This is a genomic window from Streptomyces sp. NPDC051020, from assembly GCF_040683105.1.
GTDB lineage: Bacteria > Actinomycetota > Actinomycetes > Streptomycetales > Streptomycetaceae > Streptomyces.
On record NZ_JBFBCG010000007.1, the window covers coordinates 112,542 to 133,606 of the forward strand.

At 69.9% G+C, this 21,065-nt stretch carries 20 protein-coding genes; 14 read left to right on the forward strand and 6 right to left on the reverse strand.

Annotated elements, in window-relative coordinates:
- Positions 1 to 10 precede the first annotated feature (10 nt).
- Positions 11 to 1,123 (reverse strand): DUF5937 family protein, encoded by a 1,113-nt coding sequence (locus tag AB0N06_RS06400; protein WP_366133584.1) that lies wholly within the window; start codon positions 1,121 to 1,123, stop codon positions 11 to 13.
- 104 nt (positions 1,124 to 1,227) lie between these two features.
- On the opposite strand from AB0N06_RS06400, the gene AB0N06_RS06405 reads away from it, so the two are divergent.
- Positions 1,228 to 1,503, forward strand: coding sequence for a hypothetical protein (locus AB0N06_RS06405; protein ID WP_366133545.1), 276 nt, complete (start codon positions 1,228 to 1,230; stop codon positions 1,501 to 1,503).
- Positions 1,504 to 1,774: 271 nt separating this feature from the next.
- On the opposite strand, the gene AB0N06_RS06410 is transcribed toward AB0N06_RS06405, so the two are convergent.
- Positions 1,775 to 2,968 (reverse strand): beta-eliminating lyase-related protein, encoded by a 1,194-nt coding sequence (locus AB0N06_RS06410; protein ID WP_366133546.1) that lies wholly within the window; start codon positions 2,966 to 2,968, stop codon positions 1,775 to 1,777.
- A 181-nt stretch (positions 2,969 to 3,149) separates the two neighbouring features.
- Between AB0N06_RS06410 and AB0N06_RS06415 the strand changes: the two genes are divergently transcribed.
- The 10 genes from AB0N06_RS06415 (at position 3,150) to AB0N06_RS06460 (ending at position 11,257) form a co-directional block, all read left to right on the forward strand.
- The gene (locus AB0N06_RS06415) at positions 3,150 to 4,109 is read left to right on the forward strand and encodes a DUF2520 domain-containing protein (RefSeq protein WP_366133547.1); all 960 of its coding nucleotides are present in this window, start codon (positions 3,150 to 3,152) and stop codon (positions 4,107 to 4,109) included.
- Positions 4,106 to 5,119, forward strand: a complete 1,014-nt coding sequence (gene panC / locus AB0N06_RS06420; RefSeq protein ID WP_366133548.1) for a pantoate--beta-alanine ligase — start codon at positions 4,106 to 4,108, stop codon at positions 5,117 to 5,119. Before AB0N06_RS06415 ends, panC begins: the two co-directional genes overlap by 4 nt.
- Positions 5,116 to 6,867 carry an L-aspartate oxidase gene (locus AB0N06_RS06425; protein WP_366133549.1) on the forward strand — a complete coding sequence of 584 codons (1,752 nt, stop codon included), beginning with the start codon at positions 5,116 to 5,118 and terminating at the stop codon, positions 6,865 to 6,867. The genes panC and AB0N06_RS06425 overlap by 4 nt, the downstream gene beginning before the upstream one ends.
- Positions 6,868 to 6,869: 2 nt before the next feature.
- Positions 6,870 to 7,913: a carboxylating nicotinate-nucleotide diphosphorylase gene (gene nadC / locus AB0N06_RS06430; RefSeq protein WP_366133550.1), complete on the forward strand. Its 1,044-nt coding sequence runs from the start codon at positions 6,870 to 6,872 to the stop codon at positions 7,911 to 7,913.
- Entirely contained in the window at positions 7,913 to 8,710 is a 798-nt protein-coding gene (locus tag AB0N06_RS06435; RefSeq protein WP_366133551.1) for a type III pantothenate kinase, read from the forward strand. Before nadC ends, AB0N06_RS06435 begins: the two co-directional genes overlap by 1 nt.
- A gap of 138 nt (positions 8,711 to 8,848) precedes the next feature.
- Positions 8,849 to 9,430, forward strand: a complete 582-nt coding sequence (locus AB0N06_RS06440) for a hypothetical protein (protein ID WP_366133585.1) — start codon at positions 8,849 to 8,851, stop codon at positions 9,428 to 9,430.
- Positions 9,431 to 9,491: 61 nt separating this feature from the next.
- A complete protein-coding gene (locus AB0N06_RS06445) occupies positions 9,492 to 9,671 on the forward strand; it encodes a hypothetical protein (protein ID WP_366133552.1) in 180 nt (59 codons plus the stop codon).
- Between the two features lie 122 nt (positions 9,672 to 9,793).
- Positions 9,794 to 10,210 carry a BlaI/MecI/CopY family transcriptional regulator gene (locus AB0N06_RS06450; protein ID WP_366133553.1) on the forward strand — a complete coding sequence of 139 codons (417 nt, stop codon included), beginning with the start codon at positions 9,794 to 9,796 and terminating at the stop codon, positions 10,208 to 10,210.
- Positions 10,211 to 10,267: 57 nt separating this feature from the next.
- Positions 10,268 to 10,777, forward strand: a complete 510-nt coding sequence (locus tag AB0N06_RS06455) for an amino-acid N-acetyltransferase (RefSeq protein WP_366133586.1) — start codon at positions 10,268 to 10,270, stop codon at positions 10,775 to 10,777.
- 144 nt (positions 10,778 to 10,921) lie between these two features.
- Positions 10,922 to 11,257 carry an Lsr2 family protein gene (locus AB0N06_RS06460; RefSeq protein WP_327368168.1) on the forward strand — a complete coding sequence of 112 codons (336 nt, stop codon included), beginning with the start codon at positions 10,922 to 10,924 and terminating at the stop codon, positions 11,255 to 11,257.
- Here the strand turns inward: AB0N06_RS06460 and AB0N06_RS06465 are convergent.
- Positions 11,236 to 11,874 (reverse strand): SCO3374 family protein, encoded by a 639-nt coding sequence (locus AB0N06_RS06465; protein WP_366133554.1) that lies wholly within the window; start codon positions 11,872 to 11,874, stop codon positions 11,236 to 11,238. The genes AB0N06_RS06460 and AB0N06_RS06465 overlap by 22 nt on opposite strands.
- Positions 11,875 to 12,314: 440 nt before the next feature.
- Between AB0N06_RS06465 and AB0N06_RS06470 the strand changes: the two genes are divergently transcribed.
- Together AB0N06_RS06470 and AB0N06_RS06475 are read left to right on the forward strand one after the other, a co-directional pair.
- Positions 12,315 to 14,843: an ATP-dependent Clp protease ATP-binding subunit gene (locus AB0N06_RS06470; protein ID WP_366133555.1), complete on the forward strand. Its 2,529-nt coding sequence runs from the start codon at positions 12,315 to 12,317 to the stop codon at positions 14,841 to 14,843.
- Positions 14,844 to 15,568: 725 nt separating this feature from the next.
- Positions 15,569 to 16,270: a M23 family metallopeptidase gene (locus AB0N06_RS06475; RefSeq protein ID WP_366133556.1), complete on the forward strand. Its 702-nt coding sequence runs from the start codon at positions 15,569 to 15,571 to the stop codon at positions 16,268 to 16,270.
- 277 nt (positions 16,271 to 16,547) lie between these two features.
- Here AB0N06_RS06475 and AB0N06_RS06480 read toward each other — a convergent pair whose 3' ends face one another.
- Positions 16,548 to 17,132: a TetR/AcrR family transcriptional regulator gene (locus AB0N06_RS06480; RefSeq protein ID WP_366133557.1), complete on the reverse strand. Its 585-nt coding sequence runs from the start codon at positions 17,130 to 17,132 to the stop codon at positions 16,548 to 16,550.
- Positions 17,133 to 17,256: 124 nt separating this feature from the next.
- Here AB0N06_RS06480 and AB0N06_RS06485 point away from each other — a divergent pair, with 124 nt between their 5' ends.
- The gene (locus AB0N06_RS06485) at positions 17,257 to 18,834 is read left to right on the forward strand and encodes an MDR family MFS transporter (RefSeq protein ID WP_366133558.1); all 1,578 of its coding nucleotides are present in this window, start codon (positions 17,257 to 17,259) and stop codon (positions 18,832 to 18,834) included.
- Between the two features lie 143 nt (positions 18,835 to 18,977).
- Here AB0N06_RS06485 and cseC read toward each other — a convergent pair whose 3' ends face one another.
- Both cseC and cseB read right to left on the reverse strand, forming a co-directional pair.
- Positions 18,978 to 20,357 (reverse strand): two-component system sensor histidine kinase CseC, encoded by a 1,380-nt coding sequence (gene cseC / locus AB0N06_RS06490; RefSeq protein WP_366133559.1) that lies wholly within the window; start codon positions 20,355 to 20,357, stop codon positions 18,978 to 18,980.
- Positions 20,354 to 21,058 (reverse strand): two-component system response regulator CseB, encoded by a 705-nt coding sequence (gene cseB / locus AB0N06_RS06495; protein ID WP_366133560.1) that lies wholly within the window; start codon positions 21,056 to 21,058, stop codon positions 20,354 to 20,356. Before cseB ends, cseC begins: the two co-directional genes overlap by 4 nt.
- Positions 21,059 to 21,065 lie beyond the last annotated feature (7 nt).

The window sequence follows — 21,065 nt, forward strand, 5'->3', positions numbered from 1 at the left end:
CCGGTGCCGCTCACCGCAGCACACCCTCCAGGAAGTCGCTGCCGAGCCGGGCCACCACAGTCAGGTCCAGTTGGTGCAGCACGTAGCGGCCGCGGCGTCGCGTGGTGACCAGGCCGGCCTTCTTCAGTACCGAAAGATGCCGGGAGACCTCGGGCGCCGTGATGCTGTGCGAGTCGGCGAGTTCACCGGTGGTGTACGGGGAACGGGCGAGGTTGCGGCACAGGCGCATCCGCAGGGGGTGGGCCAGCGCCTCCATCCGCAGCTGCAGGAGCTCGACCGAGGCGGGGGACGGCAGCTCCGGGCGGTGCACCGGGTAGTGGATCACCGGGCGCCAGCCGGGTGCGTGCAGCACCATCAGATGCGGCCAGCCGAAGCTGGACGGTATGAGGGTCAGCCCGGCGCCGATGGACGGGTCGGTCGCGGTGGTCGAGCCCTCGGTCATCTTGTCGACGCTGATCCGGCTGCCGCTCTCGTCGAGCGAGAGCGCTGCGGACACCGCGCCCAGCGCCTCGCCGACGCCCTTGCGGCGCAGCAGATCCTTCTTGTGCCGGGCGTCGGCGACCAGCTGGACCTGGACCCGGCGCCAGGTGTCCGCGAAGAACGCCTCGTCGCAGTCCTCGAAGAGGCGCCGGACCCAGCGGCGTACGGGGGCGGGGTCGGCCAGCAACTGCTGGGTGAACTCCACCTGTCGCGGACCGCGCGCCGCCGCCATGTCCAGGGCGCGGGCGCGCATGCCCGGGTCGCTGAGCGGGGAGGGGGCGCCGATCCCGTACAGGCTGGCGCAGGTGAACTCCAGGGCGGAGGCGACGAACCGCTCGTCGTCCAGCCGGTCGAGGGTGTCGAGGTCCTCGGCGAGCGTCGCCCCGGTCCGGCCGTCGCCGCCGCGGACTCCGGCGAACGGCATGAAGACGTCCGAGAACGTGTTCCGCCACAGGAACTCGGCCTCGTGCAGCCGGTCGGCCAGGTCCGGCTCCAGCGCACTGCCGGTCGCCGTCGCCCAGCCGTGCAGGCCGGGGTGGTGCCCCGGCTCGGAGAGCGCATGCAGCGCGAGCCCCAGTTCGGCGAGGGGCGAGGTCTCGAAGACGATGCGTTCCGACGGCAGTCCCGCGATGTCGATGTTCACGCTCACCTCTCCATAGTGCGGGGTGCGGCGAGAGCGTCACGCGCCATTTGACGGTGGTCGTCAATCGACGGGCCGGACCCGCCGGAGCGGCCCAGGCTGAGGTCATGGACGCGATACAGCAACACATGATCGACAGCTACCGCGCAGCTCAGCACGGGGAAGCGCCGCCGCCACTGCCTGGCCGGCACGACTGGGAGGTCGTGCGGCAGGCCCGCGACGCCCGCCGCTTCGAAGCGGTGGTCGAAGGCCGCCCGGCGTACCGCCGCTGGAGAGCGGCCCTCCGAGAACGCCTCACCCGCCGCCTGCCGGGCACCGTCGGCCGGTCCGGCAGCCCCGCCCGGCGCGTCGGCCCCGGCACTTCCGGCCCGTCCGGCGTGTGAGGACGGAACGGGTGCTCGGACGACCGGGGAGCTCGCTGACCGGGGCGGTGACCTTGGCGTCACCGGCCGGCCCGTCCGGCGGCCGAGGACGGAAAGGCCCTCCGGACGGCTGGGGCACGCACCTCGCGGCGTTGTCGTCCCTCACCATGGCTCCTTCCCCAAGCTCTCGGCTTCGCTCGAGCAGGGGAGACCCCATCCGGCTCAATCCTCCGCCTTGCCAGGCTTGCCCCTCGCCCCGCTCCTTCCTCCACCCCACCTATGTGCGCGGCCCCTAAGCCAGTCGCCGCACGAACTCCCCCACGGCTTCCCGTACATCCCGTTTCGTCCACTCCAGCCCCGCCTCCGCCACCGTGACCTCCGTGTACGAGATCCCGGGCGGCCCCGCGGCGGCCGGGTGCCACCTGTGGAAGAGCGCCACGCCCGTCTCCTCCGCCTGTCGCACTGCCGTCTCCGTCAGAACATCCGCCGGGTACGGCAGCCACACCTGGAACTGATGCGTGTGAGGCGGTTCCGGATGCACCCGGAACCACGGCACCGCGGACTCCGCGAACTCCTCGGTCAGCGCCCCGGCCACCACCTTCGCCTGCGCCACGTACGAAGCCAGTTTCGGCAGCTCCCGTTCCAGACCGATCAGCGCGGCCAGCGCCGCCGGGAACTGCTGGAAGAGCTGCCCGCCGTACCGGTGGCGCCAGGTGCGTGCCTCCTCGATCAGGGACTCGGGACCGGCGAGCGCCGCCCCCGACAGCCCGCCGAGGCTCTTGTAGAACGACACGTACACGCTGTCCGCCAGCGCCGCGATCTCCGGCAGCCCGCGCCCGAACCGGGGGGCGCACTCCCACAGCCTCGCGCCGTCTATGTGCACCACCGCATCACGTTCGCGCGCGGCCGTCACCACGGCCTCCAGCTCCTCCCACTCCGGCAGGACGAATCCGGCGTCGCGCAGCGGCAGCTCCAGCATCAGCGTGCCGAAGGGTTCGGCGAAGTCGCGGATCTCCTCCGCGGTGGGCAGTCGCGGCGCGGACGTCGGGTGGACGGTACGCAGCCCGCTCACCACCTCCAGCGCGCCGCGCTCGTGCACCTCGGGGTGGGCGAGCGGGTGCAGCGCCACGGTCGGATTGCCGGTGCGCCCCGCCCAGCAGCGCAGGGCGACCTGCTGCGCCATCGTCCCGGTCGGGAAGAACGCCGCGGCCTCCATGCCCAGCAGCCCGGCGACCCGCGTCTCCAGTTGGGCGACGACGCCGTCACCGTAGATGTCCACAGGCTGGTCCGGGTCGGCGACGGACGGGGCGTGCGCGGCGAGGTCGGTCAGCTGTTCTCCGAGGGTGCGGTCGGCGTTCGGCCGCGCCAGGATCCGCTCGGCCCGCCGCCAGGCGCCGAACCGGCGAAGGCGCTCCGCCCGTTCGTCGTCCGGGGAGCCACCCCGTACCTCGTCGCTTACCTGCACCTGCTCATCCGTGTCTGCCATGGGACGATCATCACGCAGAGTGCCACCCCGGCCCACACCTTTTCGCGGCCCCTGCCCCGCCGACGATCCACGTGTTCGTCCACAGCCTGTGGACGGCCGGGAGCCCCGACGAAACGCTGGCGTAGCATGCAAAGAAATCGTCCGGTACCCCCCGCGGACTGGAACGGAAGGCCATCGCCGCGTGAACGCAACAACACCCAGGGAGCCCCTCGACGCGAGGGACCGCCCCGCCCGACTCACCGTCGGCGTCGTCGGCGCGGGCCGTGTCGGCCCCGCCCTCGCTGCATCCCTGCAGCTCGCCGGGCACCGCCCGGTCGCCGTCTCGGGTGTCTCCGACGCGTCCGTGCGCCGCGCTGCCGCGCTTCTGCCCGACGTCCCCCTCGTGCAGCCCGCAGAGGTGCTCGCCCGCGCCGAGCTGGTGCTGCTGACTGTTCCCGACGACGCCCTGCCCGGCCTGGTCGAGGGCCTCGCCGAGACGGGCGCGGTCCGCCCGGGACAGCTGATCGTCCACACGTCGGGGCGCTACGGGACCCGGGTCCTGGACCCCGCACTGCGGGCCGGCGCCCTGCCGCTCGCCCTGCACCCGGCGATGACGTTCACCGGCACCGCCGTCGACGTACAGCGGCTGGCCGGCTGCTCCTTCGGAGTCACCGCCCCCGAGGAGCTGCGGCTCGCCGCCGAGGCTTTGGTCATCGAGATGGGCGGCGAACCGGAATGGATCGCGGAGGAGTCCCGTCCGCTCTACCACGCGGCGCTCGCCCTCGGCGCGAACCACCTGGTCACCCTGGTCGCCCAGTCGATGGAGCTGCTGCGCACGGCAGGGGTCGCGGCCCCCGACCGGATGCTCGGCCCGCTCCTCGGCGCCGCACTCGACAACGCGCTGCGCTCCGGTGACAACGCGCTGACCGGCCCGGTGGCCCGCGGCGACGCAGGCACGGTCGCCGCGCACATCGGCGAGCTGCGCAGGCACGCCCCGCAGACCGTGGCCGGTTACCTTGCCATGGCCCGTGCCACCGCCGACCGGGCGCTCGCGCACGGCCTGCTCAAGCCGGAACTCGCAGAAGACCTGCTCGGTGTCCTGTCCGACGGCGGGACCGGTGCGGGCGGCGCGGGCAGCACAGGACCGGGAGGGATCCGATGAACACGACCGGAGCGACCACGCTGCTGCGTACGGCGGCCGAACTCGACGCGTTCGGCGCACGCACAGGGCCGCGGGCCCTCGTCATGACGATGGGCGCCCTGCACGAGGGCCACGCCACCCTGATCCGTGCCGCACGCACCGCCGCGGGCCCGGACGGCCAGGTCGTCGTCACCGTCTTCGTCAACCCGCTGCAGTTCGGTGAAGCGGCGGACCTCGACCGCTACCCCCGTACCCTCGACGCCGATCTCGCCGTCGCGGGCGCGGCCGGCGCCGACGCCGTCTTCGCCCCGTCCGTCGACGAGGTCTACCCCGGTGGCGAACCGCAGGTCAGGATAGACGCGGGCCCGATGGGCGAGCGTCTGGAAGGTGCGTCCCGCCCCGGACACTTCGACGGGATGCTGACCGTCGTCGCCAAGATGCTGCACCTCACCCGCCCCGATGCGGCGTACTTCGGGCAGAAGGACGCCCAGCAGCTGGCGCTGATCCGCCGCATGGTGCGCGATCTGAACTTCCCGGTGGAGATCGTCGGGGTGGAGACGGTCCGCGAGCCCGACGGCCTCGCGCTCTCCAGCCGCAACCGTTTCCTCGACGTCGAGGAGCGCCGCACCGCCCTCGCTCTTTCCCGGGCCCTGTTCGCCGCCCGGGACCGGCTGGCCGCCCAGCAGGCGCTGCACGCCCGCGCCCAGACCACCACGGCGACGACGGGCCGGGCCGCCGCGCTCACCCGGCTCGGCGAGGTCCGCGCGGCCGCCGACACCCAGGCGGTGGCTTGGGCCCGGCCCGACGACGGACCCGCGGCGGTACGCGCAGCCGCACGCACGATCCTCGACGACGCGGCCGCCGCGCAGCCCCCGCTCGCACTGGACTATCTGGCGCTTGTGGACCCGGCCGACTTCACCGAGATCCCCGATGACCGGACCAGCGGTGACGCGATCCTCGCCGTTGCCGCACGGGTGGGTGCCACCCGACTCATCGACAACATCCCGCTGACCTTCGGAGCCGACACGTGACCGGAATACGGCTGACCGCCCCCGCCCCCGGCTGGGCCATCGACGCGGATGTCGTGGTGGTCGGCTCCGGCGTCGCCGGCCTCACCACCGCGCTGCGCTGCGCGGCCGCGGGTCTCGCCACCGTCGTGGTCACCAAGGCCCGCCTCGACGACGGTTCCACCCGCTGGGCGCAGGGCGGCATCGCTGCGGCACTCGGCGAGGGCGACACCCCCGAACAGCACCTGGCCGACACCCTGGTCGCGGGCGCGGGCCTGTGCGACGAGTCCGCGGTGCGGACCCTGGTCACCGAGGGCCCCGACGCCGTACGCCGCCTGATCGAGACCGGCGCGCACTTCGACACCACCGACACCGGCGACATCGCGCTCACCCGCGAAGGCGGCCACCACCGCCGCCGTATTGCCCACGCGGGCGGGGACGCGACGGGCGCAGAGATCTCCCGCGCCCTGGTCGAGGCGGTCCGCTCCGCCGCCCTCCACACCGTGGAGAACGCCCTGGTGCTGGACCTCCTGACGGACGCCGAAGGGCGTACCGCGGGCGTCACCCTGCACGTCATGGGCGAGGGCCAGCACGACGGCGTCGGCGCGGTCCACGCCCCCGCGGTGGTCCTTGCCACCGGCGGCATGGGCCAGGTCTTCTCCGCCACCACCAACCCGCCGGTCTCCACCGGCGACGGTGTCGCGCTCGCCCTGCGGGCCGGTGCGGAGGTCTCCGACCTCGAGTTCGTCCAGTTCCACCCGACGGTCCTCTTCCTCGGCGCGGACTCCGAGGGCCAGCAGCCCCTTGTATCGGAAGCGGTACGGGGCGAGGGCGCCCATCTCGTCGACGCGTCCGGTACGCGGTTCATGGTCGGACAGCACGAACTGGCGGAGCTGGCACCCCGCGACATCGTCGCCAAGGCCATCACCCGCCAGATGCAGCTGCACGGCGCGGAGCACATGTATCTCGACGCCCGCCACTTCGGCGCCGAGATGTGGGAGCAGCGGTTCCCCACGATCCTGGCGGCCTGCCGCGCCAACGGCATCGACCCGATCACCGAACCCGTCCCGGTGGCGCCCGCCGCGCACTACGCCTCCGGCGGCATCCGCACCGACCTGCGCGGCCGGACGACGGTCCCGGGCCTGTACGCGTGCGGAGAGGTCGCCTGCACGGGCGTGCACGGCGCGAACCGGCTGGCGTCCAACTCGCTCCTGGAGGGGCTGGTCTTCGCCGAGCGCATCGCTGCGGACATCGTCGCGAACGGTCCGCGCACCGCGCAGGCACCGGCCTCCGAAATGCCGGCCGCCGGACTCCCCGCCCCCTCCCCGCTCCTTGTCCCCGAGGTGCGGCCGCAGATCCAGCGAATCATGACCCAGGGCGCCGGAGTCCTCCGTTCCGCAGCCAGCCTCGCCACCGCCGCCGACGAGCTGGAGGCCCTGCACCGCAGCGCCGCCGTCGACGCCGAGGCGGCCGAGCCCAAGGTCGCGGTGCCCGGCGTCGAGGCATGGGAGGCCACCAACCTCCTCCTCGTCTCGCGCGTCCTGGTCGCTGCCGCCCGGGAGCGCGAGGAGACCCGCGGCTGCCACTGGCGCGAGGACCGGCCCGAGCGCGACGACGAGACCTGGCGCCGCCACCTCGTCGTCCGGCTGACCCCCGACCGGCAGCTGGTCCTGGCCCGTACGGAGTCCGAGGCATTCCCGCCCGTACGCGCGACGGGGGCACCAGACTGCGCAACAGCACCCACGAACCACCCCACTCACAAGGAGCCGTAACCGTGAGCACGCCCGAAGAGAATCCGCGCCCCACACCCGTGGACGTACCGCTGATCCAGATCGGCGCGCCCGCACCGGCCGCGGGCGGCTGCGGGGACGCCTGCGGCTGCGGCGGGGAGGAAGGCTATGAGCTGGACCCCCTGGAGTGCGGTCTCGACCCCGACCTCGCCCAGCTGCTCGCCGACGCGGGCCTCGACCCGGTCCAGGTCGAGGATGTCGCGCACGTCGCCATCGAGGAGGACCTCGACGGCGGTGTGGACGTCACAACCGTCGCCACGGTCTCCGAGGAGGCCATGGCCACCGGTGACTTCACCGCCCGCGAGGCCGGTGTCATCGCAGGTCTGCGCGTCGCCGAGGCCGTCCTCTCCATCGTCTGCACGGCCGAGTTCGAGGTCGAGCGCCATGTCGAGGACGGCGACCGCGTCGTCCCCGGCCAGAAGCTGCTGACCGTCACCACCCGCACCCGTGACCTGCTCACCGGCGAGCGCAGCGCGCTCAACCTGCTCTGCAGGCTCTCGGGCATCGCGACCGCGACCCGCGCCTGGGCCGATGTGCTCGAAGGCACGAGGACGAAGGTCCGCGACACCCGCAAGACCACCCCGGGTCTGCGCGCCCTGGAGAAGTACGCGGTGCGCTGCGGCGGCGGCGTCAACCACCGGATGTCGCTCTCCGACGCCGCGCTGGTCAAGGACAACCACGTCATCGCGGCGGGTGGCGTCGCCGAGGCGTTCAAGCGGGTGCGGGACGAGTTCCCGGACGTACCGATCGAGGTCGAGGTCGACACCCTGGACCAGGTCCGCGAGGTCCTGGAGGCGGGAGCCGACCTGATCCTGCTGGACAACTTCACCCCGTCCCAGACCGAGGAGGCCGTCGCGCTCGTCGGCGGCCGCGCGGTCCTGGAGTCCTCCGGCCGGCTCACCCTCGACACCGCCCGTGCCTACGCCGCCACAGGCGTCGACTACCTGGCCGTGGGCGCGCTCACCCACTCCTCGCCGATCCTCGACATCGGCCTGGACTTCCGCGACACCGACGGGGCCGGCGTCTGATGCTGCTCACCATCGACGTCGGCAACACCCACACCGTCCTGGGCCTGTTCGACGGTGAGGAGATCGTCGAGCACTGGCGGATCTCCACCGACGCCCGCCGCACCGCGGACGAGCTCGCGGTGCTGCTCAACGGCCTGATGGGCATGCACCCGCTGCTCGGCGAGGAGCTGGGCGACGGCATCGAGGGCATCGCGATCTGCTCCACGGTCCCGGCCGTCCTGCACGAGCTGCGCGAGGTCACCCGCCGCTACTACGGCGACGTGCCCGCCGTGCTCGTCGAGCCGGGCATCAAGACGGGCGTCCCGATCCTGATGGACAACCCGAAGGAGGTCGGCGCGGACCGCATCATCAACGCGGTCGCGGCCGTCGACCTCTACGGCGGCCCGGCGATCGTCGTCGACTTCGGCACGGCGACCACCTTCGACGCGGTCTCCGTCCGGGGCGAGTACGCGGGCGGGGTCATCGCCCCCGGCATCGAGATCTCGGTCGAGGCGCTCGGCGTGAAGGGCGCCCAGCTCCGCAAGATCGAGCTGGCCCGGCCGCGCAGCGTGATCGGCAAGAACACGGTCGAGGCCATGCAGGCGGGGATCGTGTACGGCTTCGCGGGCCAGGTCGACGGCGTCGTCGAGCGCATGAAGAAGGAGCTGGCGGCCGACCCGGACGACGTCACCGTCATCGCGACCGGCGGCCTTGCTCCAATGGTGTTGGGGGAGTCCTCCGTCATCGACGAGCACGAGCCCTGGCTCACGCTCATCGGGCTGCGACTGGTGTACGAGCGCAACATCGCCCGGATGTAGGGCACGCGCCGGGTACCTGCGGGAACGGCGCGGCGGCGCGGAGGCCGCCGCCGCGCCGCCGTCGCCCAGCTAAACAGATTTTGTCCATTTAGCACGTATTGTCGCGTTATGCCCACGCCTTACGGATCACGCGGCGGTATGGCGTTCAGCGCGGACGAGCTGCGTGTGCTCCGACGCGCCCTCGCCAACGCCCTCCGCCCCACGCCCCTGCCCGACGAGGACGTCCAGGACTGCCTGCGGCTCGCGAGTTCCCTGGACGAGGCGGCCGGGGAGGCGGGACGGCTGCGTGCGTTCCTCCTCGCCGACCTCGTCCGCTACCGCGACGCCCTCCCAGGCTCGGTCACCAACTATCTGGAGCTGCTCCAGGATGCCCTGGCCGCCGGATACGACCCCCGCCCGGAGGATCTGGCCGCCCTGCGCACCCAACGGGGCAGACCGGTTGCCGCAGCGCTCCTGGAGCGCTGCCACGTGCTCGCCGAGCGGTCGGTGCGGGCCCGTCTCGCCGGACGCGCCGTACCCGCGACAGCACCCGCCCCACGCGGCCGCCTGCTCGCCCTCCCCGGCGGCCGGGCCGCGACCGCGGAACCCGAAAAGCCGAAGACCCCGGCGGCCCCGGCCCGTCCCGTGCCGCCGTCCGAACGCCCCGCCCCGAAGCCCTCGGAAGTCTTCCCGCCCCGCCGCCGGCCCGTCCCGCCCCCGCAGCAACGCGCCGCGGGGTAGCCGCGCCGGACGACGGAGGGGTCGCGCGGAAGTCCGTACCGGGATCGCTACTCTGGATCCCATGGACTACGTATCCGCGCTCGTGCCCCCCGTGGTGATGGCCGCCTTCTTCATCGGCCTCGTCGTGACGATCGTCAAGAGCCAGGGCGGCCCGAACAAGGCCAAGGAGGACGCGGCCGTGGACTCGGCGCTCAGCGGCGCCGAGGCGGCGCAGCAGGCACCGCGGACCGAAGGCGTCTGACCGGTACGGCGCGTACCGCACCTCGCGTACCGCATGAAGGGCGTGCGGCTCATCAGGAGCCGCACGCCCTTTTGTCGCCCAAATAACCGGCCATTCCAGACATCTAGCACTAAGGTGACGCTGTGCCTCGCCAATTGGGAGAGCTGGAAGACGCCGTGATGACACGGGTCTGGCAATGGAACCGTCCGGTCACCGTGCGGGAAGTCCTTGAGGACCTTCAGAAGGAACGGTCCATCGCGTACACGACCGTCATGACGGTAATGGACAATCTCCACCAGAAGGGCTGGGTGCGCAGGGAAGTCGAAGGCCGCGCATATCGATATACGGCGGTCTCCACCCGCGCCGCCTACTCGGCCGCACTGATGAACGAAGCCTGGTCCCACAGCGACAACCCCGCCGCCGCTCTTGTCGCCTTCTTCGGCATGATGTCCGCCGAGCAGCGGGAAGCACTCAGTGACGCCATGCGGATCGTATCGCCGGAGCTGACGGAGACCGGCGATCGCCCGGCCGATGACACGGACACGGAGTCCGGGCGATAGCGTCGGGGCATGCCCTCAGAGCTTCCGCATACGGATTTCCGTACCGAACCGTCGGTTATGAACGCGGCCATCACCGTCCGGCGTGCCCGGACGGGCGATGTTCCCTCGGTCCGCCGTCTCCTCGACGGGTACGTGCGCGAAGGCATCCTGCTCGACAAAGCGACGGTGACGCTTTACGAGGACATCCAGGAGTTCTGGATCGCGGAACGCGACGAGGACGCCCGCGTCATCGGCTGCGGCGCACTCCATGTGATGTGGGAAGACCTTGCGGAAGTCCGTACTCTCGCGGTCGATCACAGTATCAAGGGCGCCGGAGTGGGGCATCAAGTACTGGACAAGCTGTTGCAGACCGCCCGCTGGCTGGGTGTGCGCCGGGTTTTCTGTCTCACCTTCGAAGTCGACTTCTTCGCCAAGCACGGCTTCGTGGAGATCGGAGAGACGCCGGTCGACACAGATGTCTACAGCGAGCTGCTGCGTTCCTATGACGAGGGCGTAGCAGAGTTCCTCGGTCTCGAACGGGTGAAGCCGAACACCTTGGGTAACAGCCGGATGCTTCTGCACCTGTGACCGTCGGAAGGTGCCGGAACCCTATGTCCGAATCGCGCATGTTTCCCGTGTTCTTGCGCTCCTGAACCTCTCCCAGGGGTTTGTGTTTTCCGGGGAAAAGCGGTTTCCTTTCCGCGTACTGCATTTTCGATGAAAGGAAATCCGGTGGCACAGAAGGTTCAGGTCCTTCTTGTCGATGACCTCGACGGTGGCGAGGCGGACGAGACGGTGACGTTCGCTCTGGATGGCAAGACGTACGAGATTGACCTCACCACGACCAACGCGGACAAGCTCCGTGGTCTTCTTGAGCCGTACACCAAGGGTGGCCGGCGTACCGGCGGCCGTGCCGCGGCGGGTCGTGGCAAGGGTCGCGCCGTTACTGGTGGCAACAAGGACACCGCCGAGATCCGTAAGTGGGCGCGCGAGAACGGTCACAATGTGAATGACCGTGGTCGTGTTCCGGCAGAGATCCGCGAGGCTTACGAGAAGGCCAACGGCTGAACTGCCGACCGATCCGTCGACAGTTCCTTTGCCGACAGCTCCACTGCCGGTTGCACCGTTGTCGTCCGCCCCGTCCGGGCATGCATCAACCGGGCACGGTGGCATTCCGTTGCCACCGCGTCCACGAGCCGTACGAGATCGGGAGCACCCCCACCCCTGCTCCCGAGGCCGGCGAGGGCCGGGAGCTCCGGCTTCCCCTCGTGCCGCAGCTCGGGGGGCCGCAGCCATGCGGCGGCCCCCGGCGAGCGAGGAGTCCAGCCGGGCGGCGTCGGTGCAATGATCTTCCCGCCCGTACCGACGGCGGTCAGCGCGAGGGAGACCCCGCCCCACTCCAGCCAGTCGAGCAGTCCCGGCAGCTCGTCGGCGCTCCCCGCGGCCACCAGCAGCCCCATGGTCCGCCCCGTCAGCGCCACGGGCCCCGTGTGCCCCAATCGCCGCAGCGCCGCGTACCCCGCGGCCGCAGGCAGTTCCAGGACATCGAACCGCAGCCCGGTCGGCAACTGCACCGGAGCGGTCCCTTCTGTCGGCCAGCCGAGTTCGTGCTCGTACCACCACGCACAGTCACCGTTGCGCTCGCCGGCGAGCGCTGCGCGTGGGGGCGGGACGGTGAGGGCCATGCCCGAAGAACTGCTGAGCGGCCTCAAGGGTTACGCAGAGTCGGCAAATGTGTGCATAGCGTGTCCACGACGGGGGTGGATGGGAGTGTACGAGCGCATTTCCGGGCGCAAGAATGTTCGCCCGTAGCGGAGGGAACCGGCGCGAGCCGCATGGACTGTCTGTAATTGCGGGTAAGAACATCCCTAGTGGGGAGGGGCGACACGCGGCTCGGCACGTCTCACGTTCGCCATCGGCGTACTGGCGATAGGGGTATCTGCCTGGCCTGCGGGAACATCGTCTCGCACCATCGGGTTGGAGCAGTTGTCGGCGTTCGGGGCAGGAGGCCAAGGACGGGTGTCGGCAGTTGGAATGAGCGGTCCCCGCTTGCGGGACTAAGCTGCGGAAGGACAGGGAGGGGACCGACCCCTTACTGCCTGACCGCTCTGAGGAGCGATTAACGATGTTCGAGAGGTTCACCGACCGCGCGCGGCGGGTTGTCGTCCTGGCTCAGGAAGAAGCCCGGATGCTCAACCACAACTACATCGGCACCGAGCACATCCTCCTGGGCCTTATCCACGAGGGTGAGGGTGTCGCCGCTAAGGCCCTGGAGAGCCTCGGGATTTCGCTCGAGGCGGTCCGCCAGCAGGTGGAGGAGATCATCGGTCAGGGCCAGCAGGCCCCGTCCGGGCACATCCCCTTCACTCCCCGAGCCAAGAAGGTCCTGGAGCTGTCGCTCCGCGAGGCCCTTCAGCTTGGCCACAATTACATCGGCACGGAGCACATCCTGCTCGGCCTGATCCGCGAGGGCGAGGGCGTCGCCGCCCAGGTCCTCGTGAAGCTGGGCGCCGACCTGAACCGGGTGCGGCAGCAGGTCATCCAGCTGCTCTCCGGGTACTCGGGAGGCAAGGAGGCGGCCACCGCAGGCGGCCCCGCGGAGGGCACGCCCTCCACTTCCCTGGTGCTCGACCAGTTCGGCCGGAACCTCACCCAGGCTGCTCGCGAATCCAAGCTCGACCCGGTCATCGGGCGCGAGAAGGAGATCGAGCGGGTCATGCAGGTGCTCTCCCGCCGTACCAAGAACAACCCGGTCCTCATCGGCGAGCCCGGCGTCGGCAAGACGGCGGTCGTCGAGGGCCTGGCGCAGGCCATCGTCAAGGGCGAGGTGCCCGAGACCCTCAAGGACAAGCACCTCTACACCCTCGACCTCGGCGCGCTGGTCGCCGGTTCCCGCTACCGCGGTGACTTCGAGGAGCGCCTGAAGAAGGTCCTCAAGGAGATCCGCACCCGCGGCGACATCATCCTGTTCATCGACGAGCTCCACACCCTCGTGGGTGCGGGCGCCGCCGAGGGCGCGATCGACGCCGCCAGCATCCTCAAGCCCATGCTGGCGCGAGGTGAGCTCCAGACGATCGGTGCGACGACGCTCGACGAGTACCGCAAGCACCTGGAGAAGGACGCCGCTCTCGAGCGCCGCTTCCAGCCCATCCAGGTCGCGGAGCCGTCGCTGCCGCACACCATCGAGATCCTCAAGGGTCTGCGCGACCGCTACGAGGCCCACCACCGCGTCTCCATCACGGACGAGGCGCTGGTCCAGGCCGCGACGCTGGCCGACCGCTACATCTCGGACCGCTTCCTGCCGGACAAGGCGATCGACCTGATCGACGAGGCCGGTTCCCGGATGCGTATCCGCCGGATGACCGCGCCGCCGGACCTCCGCGAGTTCGACGAGAAGATCGCGGGTGTCCGCCGTGACAAGGAGTCGGCCATCGACTCCCAGGACTTCGAGAAGGCAGCGTCCCTCCGCGACAAGGAGAAGCAGCTGCTGGCGGCGAAGGCCAAGCGGGAGAAGGAGTGGAAGGCCGGCGACATGGACGTCGTCGCCGAGGTCGACGGCGAGCTCATCGCCGAAGTCCTGGCCACTGCCACCGGCATCCCGGTCTTCAAGCTGACGGAGGAGGAGTCCTCCCGACTGCTGCGCATGGAAGACGAGCTCCACAAGCGCGTCATCGGCCAGAAGGACGCCATCAAGGCCCTCTCGCAGGCGATCCGCCGTACGCGAGCCGGTCTGAAGGACCCGAAGCGCCCCGGTGGCTCGTTCATCTTCGCCGGCCCGTCCGGTGTCGGTAAGACCGAGCTCTCCAAGACGCTCGCCGAATTCCTCTTCGGCGACGAGGACGCGCTGATCTCCCTCGACATGTCGGAGTTCAGCGAGAAGCACACGGTTTCCCGCCTCTTCGGTTCTCCCCCCGGTTACGTGGGTTACGAAGAGGGCGGCCAGCTCACCGAGAAGGTGCGCCGCAAGCCGTTCTCCGTCGTCCTCTTCGACGAGGTCGAGAAGGCCCACCCCGATATCTTCAATTCCCTGCTCCAGATTCTGGAAGACGGTCGCCTGACCGACTCCCAGGGCCGGGTCGTGGACTTCAAGAACACGGTCATCATCATGACGACCAACCTCGGGACCCGGGACATCTCCAAGGGCTTCAACCTGGGCTTCGCCGCCCAGGGCGACGTCAAGACCGGCTACGAGCGGATGAAGAACAAGGTCAACGAAGAGCTCAAGCAGCACTTCCGTCCAGAGTTCCTCAACCGTGTCGACGACACGGTCGTCTTCCACCAGCTCACCGAGGAAGACATCATCCAGATCGTCGACCTCATGATCGCCAAGGTGGACGAGCGCCTGAAGGACCGCGACATGGGCATCGAGCTCAGCTCGGAAGCCAAGTCGCTCCTGGCGAAGAAGGGCTACGACCCCGTGATGGGCGCCCGGCCGCTGCGCCGGACGATCCAGCGCGAGATCGAGGACATCCTCTCCGAGAAGATCCTCTTCGGTGAGCTGCGCCCCGGTCACATCGTGGTCGTCGGCACCGAGGGCGAGGGCGAGGAGAAGAAGTTCACCTTCCGCGGCGAGGAGAAGTCGGCGCTGCCCGACGTCCCGCCGATCGAGCAGGCGGCAGGCGGCGCCGGCCCGAACCTGACGAAGGACGTGTAAGGGCGCGCTGAGCGTCCGAGCATCCGAAGGGGCTGCCCCGGGACCGTTTCGTACGGTTCCGGGGGCAGCCCCTTCGCCGTGCCGCCGGAAGCACGATGAACCCGGGTTCCACATCCAGCAGTCCGTTGACCAGAGCGGGGTGTTCACGGCGGCCGCAGTGGCCGGCCGCCAGGGTGGGGGAGGCCTTGCGGGTGCGGCCCGTCGCACGGGACGCGTCGGCGCCCGCCTCCACCACTCAGGCCGGGTCAGTGCGGTCGCTGGTCATCGCGCTCCCCGCCCCGGGAGCTGAGCGCCTACCGTGACAGCGCAGTCAGGTTGTATGCCGAATGTCCCGAATCGGACGGTCTTCGGCCCCGTCGGTAGTGACAAGGCGCACACCCCCTTGGCCCCCTCCTATGAGGCATAGGAGACGGGGTCGTGATCGCGGAAGGGGCCTTCGCCGCGCGGTGGAACGGGACCTTCGGTGCGACGGAAGGGGAGGCCCGAAACGCTGCAACATGCCCGTTTCTGGCTGTTTTGAGCTGGGGTTAAACCTGTTCAGTCGAGGAGATTCGGCTGAGTTGCGTGTCGAGGATCCCGGGCCCGCGGTAATGAGTTCCCTGGGGCACGAATACGGCTTTTCTTCGTAGATGGGGTATTTGGGCGCAAGTGGGGTGGCGGGTTACCAAGGGATGGCCGGCCCGGCGGACAAGCCGGGCCCACTCGCATCCGGAGGATCCCCGCTTATGTCGAAGCGCGTTACGTTCCAGCACTCCCGCCGCCCGTCCATGTCCCGTGTCCGTGGCGCCGTAGTGGCAGCCGGCCTGGGGACGTCGATGGTTCTCGGTGCGGGCGCTGCGTTCGCGGCCGCCCCGGCGAGCGCCCCCGACACCGCGAATCTGATCGGCAATACAGCGGCCGACTCGGTCGCCGCGCAGGCGGCCGCGCAGGCCAAGGCGGCGATCAAGAAGGCCTCTGCGGCGCAGCAGGCCGCACGCGGCTCTGCCAAGGAAGCCGCCGGCAAGGCGGCCTCCTGGATGACGCCGGTCCGCCACTACACGCTGAGCGCCTCCTTCGGCACTGACGGCAGCCGCTGGGCTCACAAGCACTCCGGCCAGGACTTCGCCGTGCCGATCGGGACCACGGTCAAGGCCGCGCACTCCGGCACCGTCGTGAAGGCCGGCCCGAACGGCGGCGGCGACGGTCCCGCGTACGGCAACGCCATCGTGATCAAGCACGGTAACGGCACGTACTCGCAGTACGCGCACCTGTCGCGGATCGACGTGCGCATAGGCCAGACCGTGAGCACGGGCGAGAAGATCGCCCTCTCGGGCAACACCGGTAACTCCAGCGGCCCGCACCTGCACTTCGAGATCCGTCACACCGCCAACTACGGTTCGGCGATCAACCCGGTCTCGTTCCTGCACCGGCAGGGCGTCACGGTCTGACCCGACCTGACGACCGCCACCACGGCCCGGACCCGCTCGCGCCGGGCGGGCGACGCCACTTTCGAAACACGTCCTAGTGCCGCGACCGGCAAGGTTTGCCCCGTCGCGACGCCCGGCACGCGCGCTCGCGGCGTTGGCCAAAAGCCCAGGTAGCTCCTTCCCCAGGCTCTCAACTTCGTTCGAGCAGGGGAGACCCCATTCAAGGGCTTTTCGGCCGCCTTGCGATCACACGCACTGGCCGCCGCTCCTTGACGGGCAAACCTTGCCGGTCGCGGCACTAGCTCGTGGGGCCCGGGCTGTGAGCTTGGGTGATGAGATCGAAGGCGACTTCGAGGACGGCTTTGCGCTTGTCCTCGGGGTCGCCGTCGGAGTCCTTGAGGGCGAACATGCCCGCGTGCAGCGCGAAGAGTGCGGTGAAGCAGCGCACCTGGTCGGTCAGCGACGCGTCGGGCTCCTTGATCAGATCGACGAGGGTCACGATGCGGCCCTTGATGGTCTCTCCGATGCTGAGATCCCGTATGGTCGCCTGGTTCTCCTGCATGAACCGGAAGAGCGGCGCCGCCGCGGCCAGTGCGCCGCTGTAGCGGACCAGGATCTCCTTCTTCGTCTCCAGGGTGCGCGGCTGTTCCTTGCCCCAGGCGATCAGCTCCTCGACGGGCCGGTTGAGGTCCTCGAAGATGCTGATGAGGATGTCTTCCTTGGTCTTGAAGTGGTAGTACAGCGCCGCCTTGGTGACGTCCAGCTTCTCGGAGATCTCGCGCAGTGAGGTCTTCTCGTAGCCCTGCTCGGCGAAGAGCTCCAGGGCGACGTCCTGAATACGCTGGCGCGTATTGCCCCGGCGTGGCTGCGGTGTGCTGCCCATGGTGCGCTCCCCAAAGAACTTGCTTGACGCCCGGCTAGTTACGGGTCTACTTTCCCCAGTGTAGTCAACTAGCCGGGCGGCAAGTAAGGGTCCGGCTAACAGGGGATCAGGGGAGTGGGGAACCATGTCGGACCTGAAGAAGGCGGCGGGCGGGAAGCCGGGCGGCCGAGCAGCCGAGAAGACTGCCGACGAGCCGCCCGCCGCACCCGAACCGCAGCAGCGCAGCGTCCGGGTGGTGATGCTCGCCCTGATGATCACCATGCTGCTGGCCATGCTCGACAACCTGATCGTCGGCACCGCCATGCCGACCATCGTCGGTGACCTCGGGGGCCTGGAGCATCTGTCCTGGGTCGTCACCGCGTACACCCTGGCCACCGCGGCCTCGACCCCGATCTGGGGCAAGCTCGGCGACATGTACGGACGCAAGGGCATCTTCCTCACGTCCATCGTGCTCTTCCTGATCGGCTCCGTGCTGAGCGGCATGGCCCAGGACATGGGCCAGCTGATCGGCTTCCGCGCGGTCCAGGGGCTCGGCGCGGGCGGCCTGATGGTCGGTGTCATGGCCATCATCGGTGACTTGGTGCCGCCCCGCGAGCGCGGCAAGTACCAGGGAATGATGGCCGGTGTGATGGCGATCGCCATGATCGGCGGGCCACTCGTCGGCGGCACCATCACCGACCACCTCGGCTGGCGCTGGAGCTTCTACATCAACCTGCCGTTGGGTGCCGTCGCCCTCGCCATGGTCACCGCCGTACTGCACCTGCCGAACAGGAAGCGCACCCCGGCGAAGGTCGACTACCTCGGCGCCGGGCTGCTGACTCTCGGCATCACCGCGATCGTGCTGGTCACCACCTGGGGCGGTTCGGAGTACGCGTGGGGCTCCGCCGTGATCATGGAGCTCATCGCGATCGGTGTCGTCTCGCTCGTCGGCTTCCTCTTCGTGGAGACGAAGGCCGCAGAACCGATCATTCCGCTGCACATCTTCCGCAACCGCAACTTCACACTGATGTCGGTCGTCGGTTTCATGTCCGGCTTCGTGATGTTCGGAGCGGTGCTCTTCCTGCCGCTGTTCCAGCAGTCCGTCCAGGGTGCGTCCGCGACCAACTCCGGTCTGCTGCTCCTGCCGATGCTGCTGTCGATGATGGTCGTCTCACTGATCGCCGGACGGGTCACCACCAGCAGCGGCAAGTACAAGATCTTCCCCATCGTCGGCTCCATCCTGATGGTGGCCGGCCTGTTCCTGCTCTCGCAGATGAACACCGGCACCACCCGCTTCACCTCCGGCGTCTACATGGCGGTCCTCGGCGCGGGCATGGGCTTCCTGATGCAGATCACGATGCTCGTCGCGCAGAACAGCGTCGAGCTGAAGGACATGGGCGTCGCCTCCTCCGCGACCACCCTCTTCCGTACGCTCGGCAGCTCCTTCGGCGTCGCGATCATGGGTGCGCTGTTCACCGGACGAGTGCAGGACGAGATGGTGGCCCGCGGTGGCGGAGCAGCCACCTCGAAGTCCGCGCAGCTGGACGCGGCGAGCCTGGCGAAGCTGCCGGACGCGGTGCGTGAGGCATACCAGTTCGCGGTGTCGTCCGGAACCCACATCGCCTTCCTGGTCGGCGCATCGGTCGGTCTGATCGCGCTGGTGGCGGCGCTGTTCGTCAAGGAGGTACCGCTGCGGGGGGCGGGCCCGGAGGCAAAGTCCTAGCCCACCGCCGAGAGCGGCGTGGAGGCACCGGAGCCGGTGGCCGACGCCAAGCAGAGCGAGAGCGTCTGACCCGACAGTGACCAGGGGCCCTGGGGCGCGCGGACCGCGCGCCCCAGGGCCCCTTTCGTCGCTGCCCGGCCGGATCAGCTGTCGAACGGTGTGCCGTCCGACGGCGCGACCGCCCGCGAGCTCTCGGGCCTGCGCTGTTCGGCGAGGTGCACGATCGGGAAGCTGCCGGTGTTCGTCGGCGCGTGCTCCGGCAGCCACAGCACGGCGATCGCCCCGCCGGTCCCCTCCGCCGCGCCCTGCGGCGCCGCGTTGCGGAACGTCAGCCGGGCGCCGAGCACCCGGGCCTGACCGGCCGCGATCGTCAGCCCCAGGCCGTGCCCGCGCCCGGAGCGGTCGCTGCTTCCGGTACGGAACCGGCTCGGGCCCTCGCGCAGCAGGTCCTCCGGGAAACCGGGCCCGTGATCGCGGATGCGCACCACCCGTCCCTCGACCGTGACCTCCACCGGAGTGGAGCCGTGCTTCGCGGCGTTCCCCAGCAGATTGCCGAGGATGCGCTCCAGTCGGCGCGGATCGGTGTTGACCCACGACTCGTGCACCACCCGGACCCGCACATCGGGATCCATCAGCGCGATCCGGCGGCTGACGAACTCGCCGAATGCGATCTCCTGCAGCTCGGCACGCTCCGAGGCACTGTCCAGCCTGGCCACCTCCAGCACGTCCTCGACGAGCGTGCGCATCGCCTGCGCCCTGTCCCGTACGAGCTCGGTGGGGCGGCCCGGCGGCAGCAGCTCGGCGGCGGTCAGCAGCCCGGTCACAGGGGTGCGCAGCTCGTGCGCGATGTCCGCGGTGACCCGGCGCTCCGCCTCGATCCGTTCGTTCAGCGCGTCCGTCAGGGCATCCACCGCGCGGGCCAGCTCGTCGGTCTCGTCCCGGATGACCCCTCCGATGGCCTCTCGGACCCGTACCTCCGTTTGGCCCTGCGCGACCTTGCCGGCCGCGGCCGCCGCCTTGCGCAGCCTGCGTGACAGCTGTCCGCCGATCAGCACGCCCAACGCACAGCCACCGAACACCACCGAGACGGAGCCGATGATCAAAGCCCGGTCGAGATCGCCCATGATCGTGGCGGAACGGTTCGCGAAGCGGGTGTGCAGGGACAGCACGTCGCCATTGGCCAGCGGCACGGCGGCCCACACATCGGGCACCCCGTTCCCGTACTCGTCGACATGCGTGGCCCGCCGGTTCTTACGGATCTCCGCCCGCAGGCTTTGCGGCATCGTCGGGTCGTTGAGCTTGGCGCCGAACTTGGGATCGGCCTTCTTCGTCTTCGTCGCCTCATACAGCAGCTGCGCGTATGTCAGCCGCTCCAGCTGGACCTCACGGGCGTTCTCCAGCATCGAGACGCGGGCGGCGTTGTGGACGACGAGGCTCAGCGCCACGGCGATGAGCGCGCCCACTGCGGCGATCGCGATACTGATCTTCCAGCGGACCCCCGTCCGCAGTGCCAGCCGCTTCATGGCTTGAGTTTGTAGCCGAAACCGCGGACCGTGTCGATCCGGTCCTGCCCGATCTTGGTACGCAGCCGCTGCACATGGACATCCACGACCCGGGTGTCTCCTCCCCAGCCGTAGTCCCAGACCCGTTCGAGCAGTTTGTCGCGCGAGAGCACCGTGCCGGGCGCGGAGGAGAACTCCAGCAGCAGCCGCATCTCGGTCGGGGTCAGCGCCACGGGTACGCCGCCCTTGCGTACCTCCATGCCCTCGGTGTCGATCTCCAGGTCGCCGAAGACCAGCACCCCGCCGACGGGCTTCGACTCCGTCTCCGCGCCGCCCTGCTGCCCGCCCGACGCATGGCCGAAGCGGCGCAGCACGGCTCGGATCCTGGCGACCAGAACAGCGCCGTCGAACGGCTTGGTGACGTAGTCGTCGGCGCCGGCCTCCAGGCCGAGAACCACGTCGATCGAATCGGCGCGGGCGGACAGCATGATCACGGGCACGGTCGACTCGTCGCGAATACGACGGCACAGACTGACCCCGTCCAGGCCCGGCACCATCACGTCGAGCAGGGCGATGTCCGGCCGGTCGGCCCGGAACGCCTCCAGACCGGAGAGGCCGTCGGGCATCGCGGTGACCGCGAAACCATCACGCTCCAGCGCCAGCTGGGTGGCCTCGCGGATGACATCGTCGTCCTCGACGAACAGGACGTGGGTCTCGGCCATCGACTGC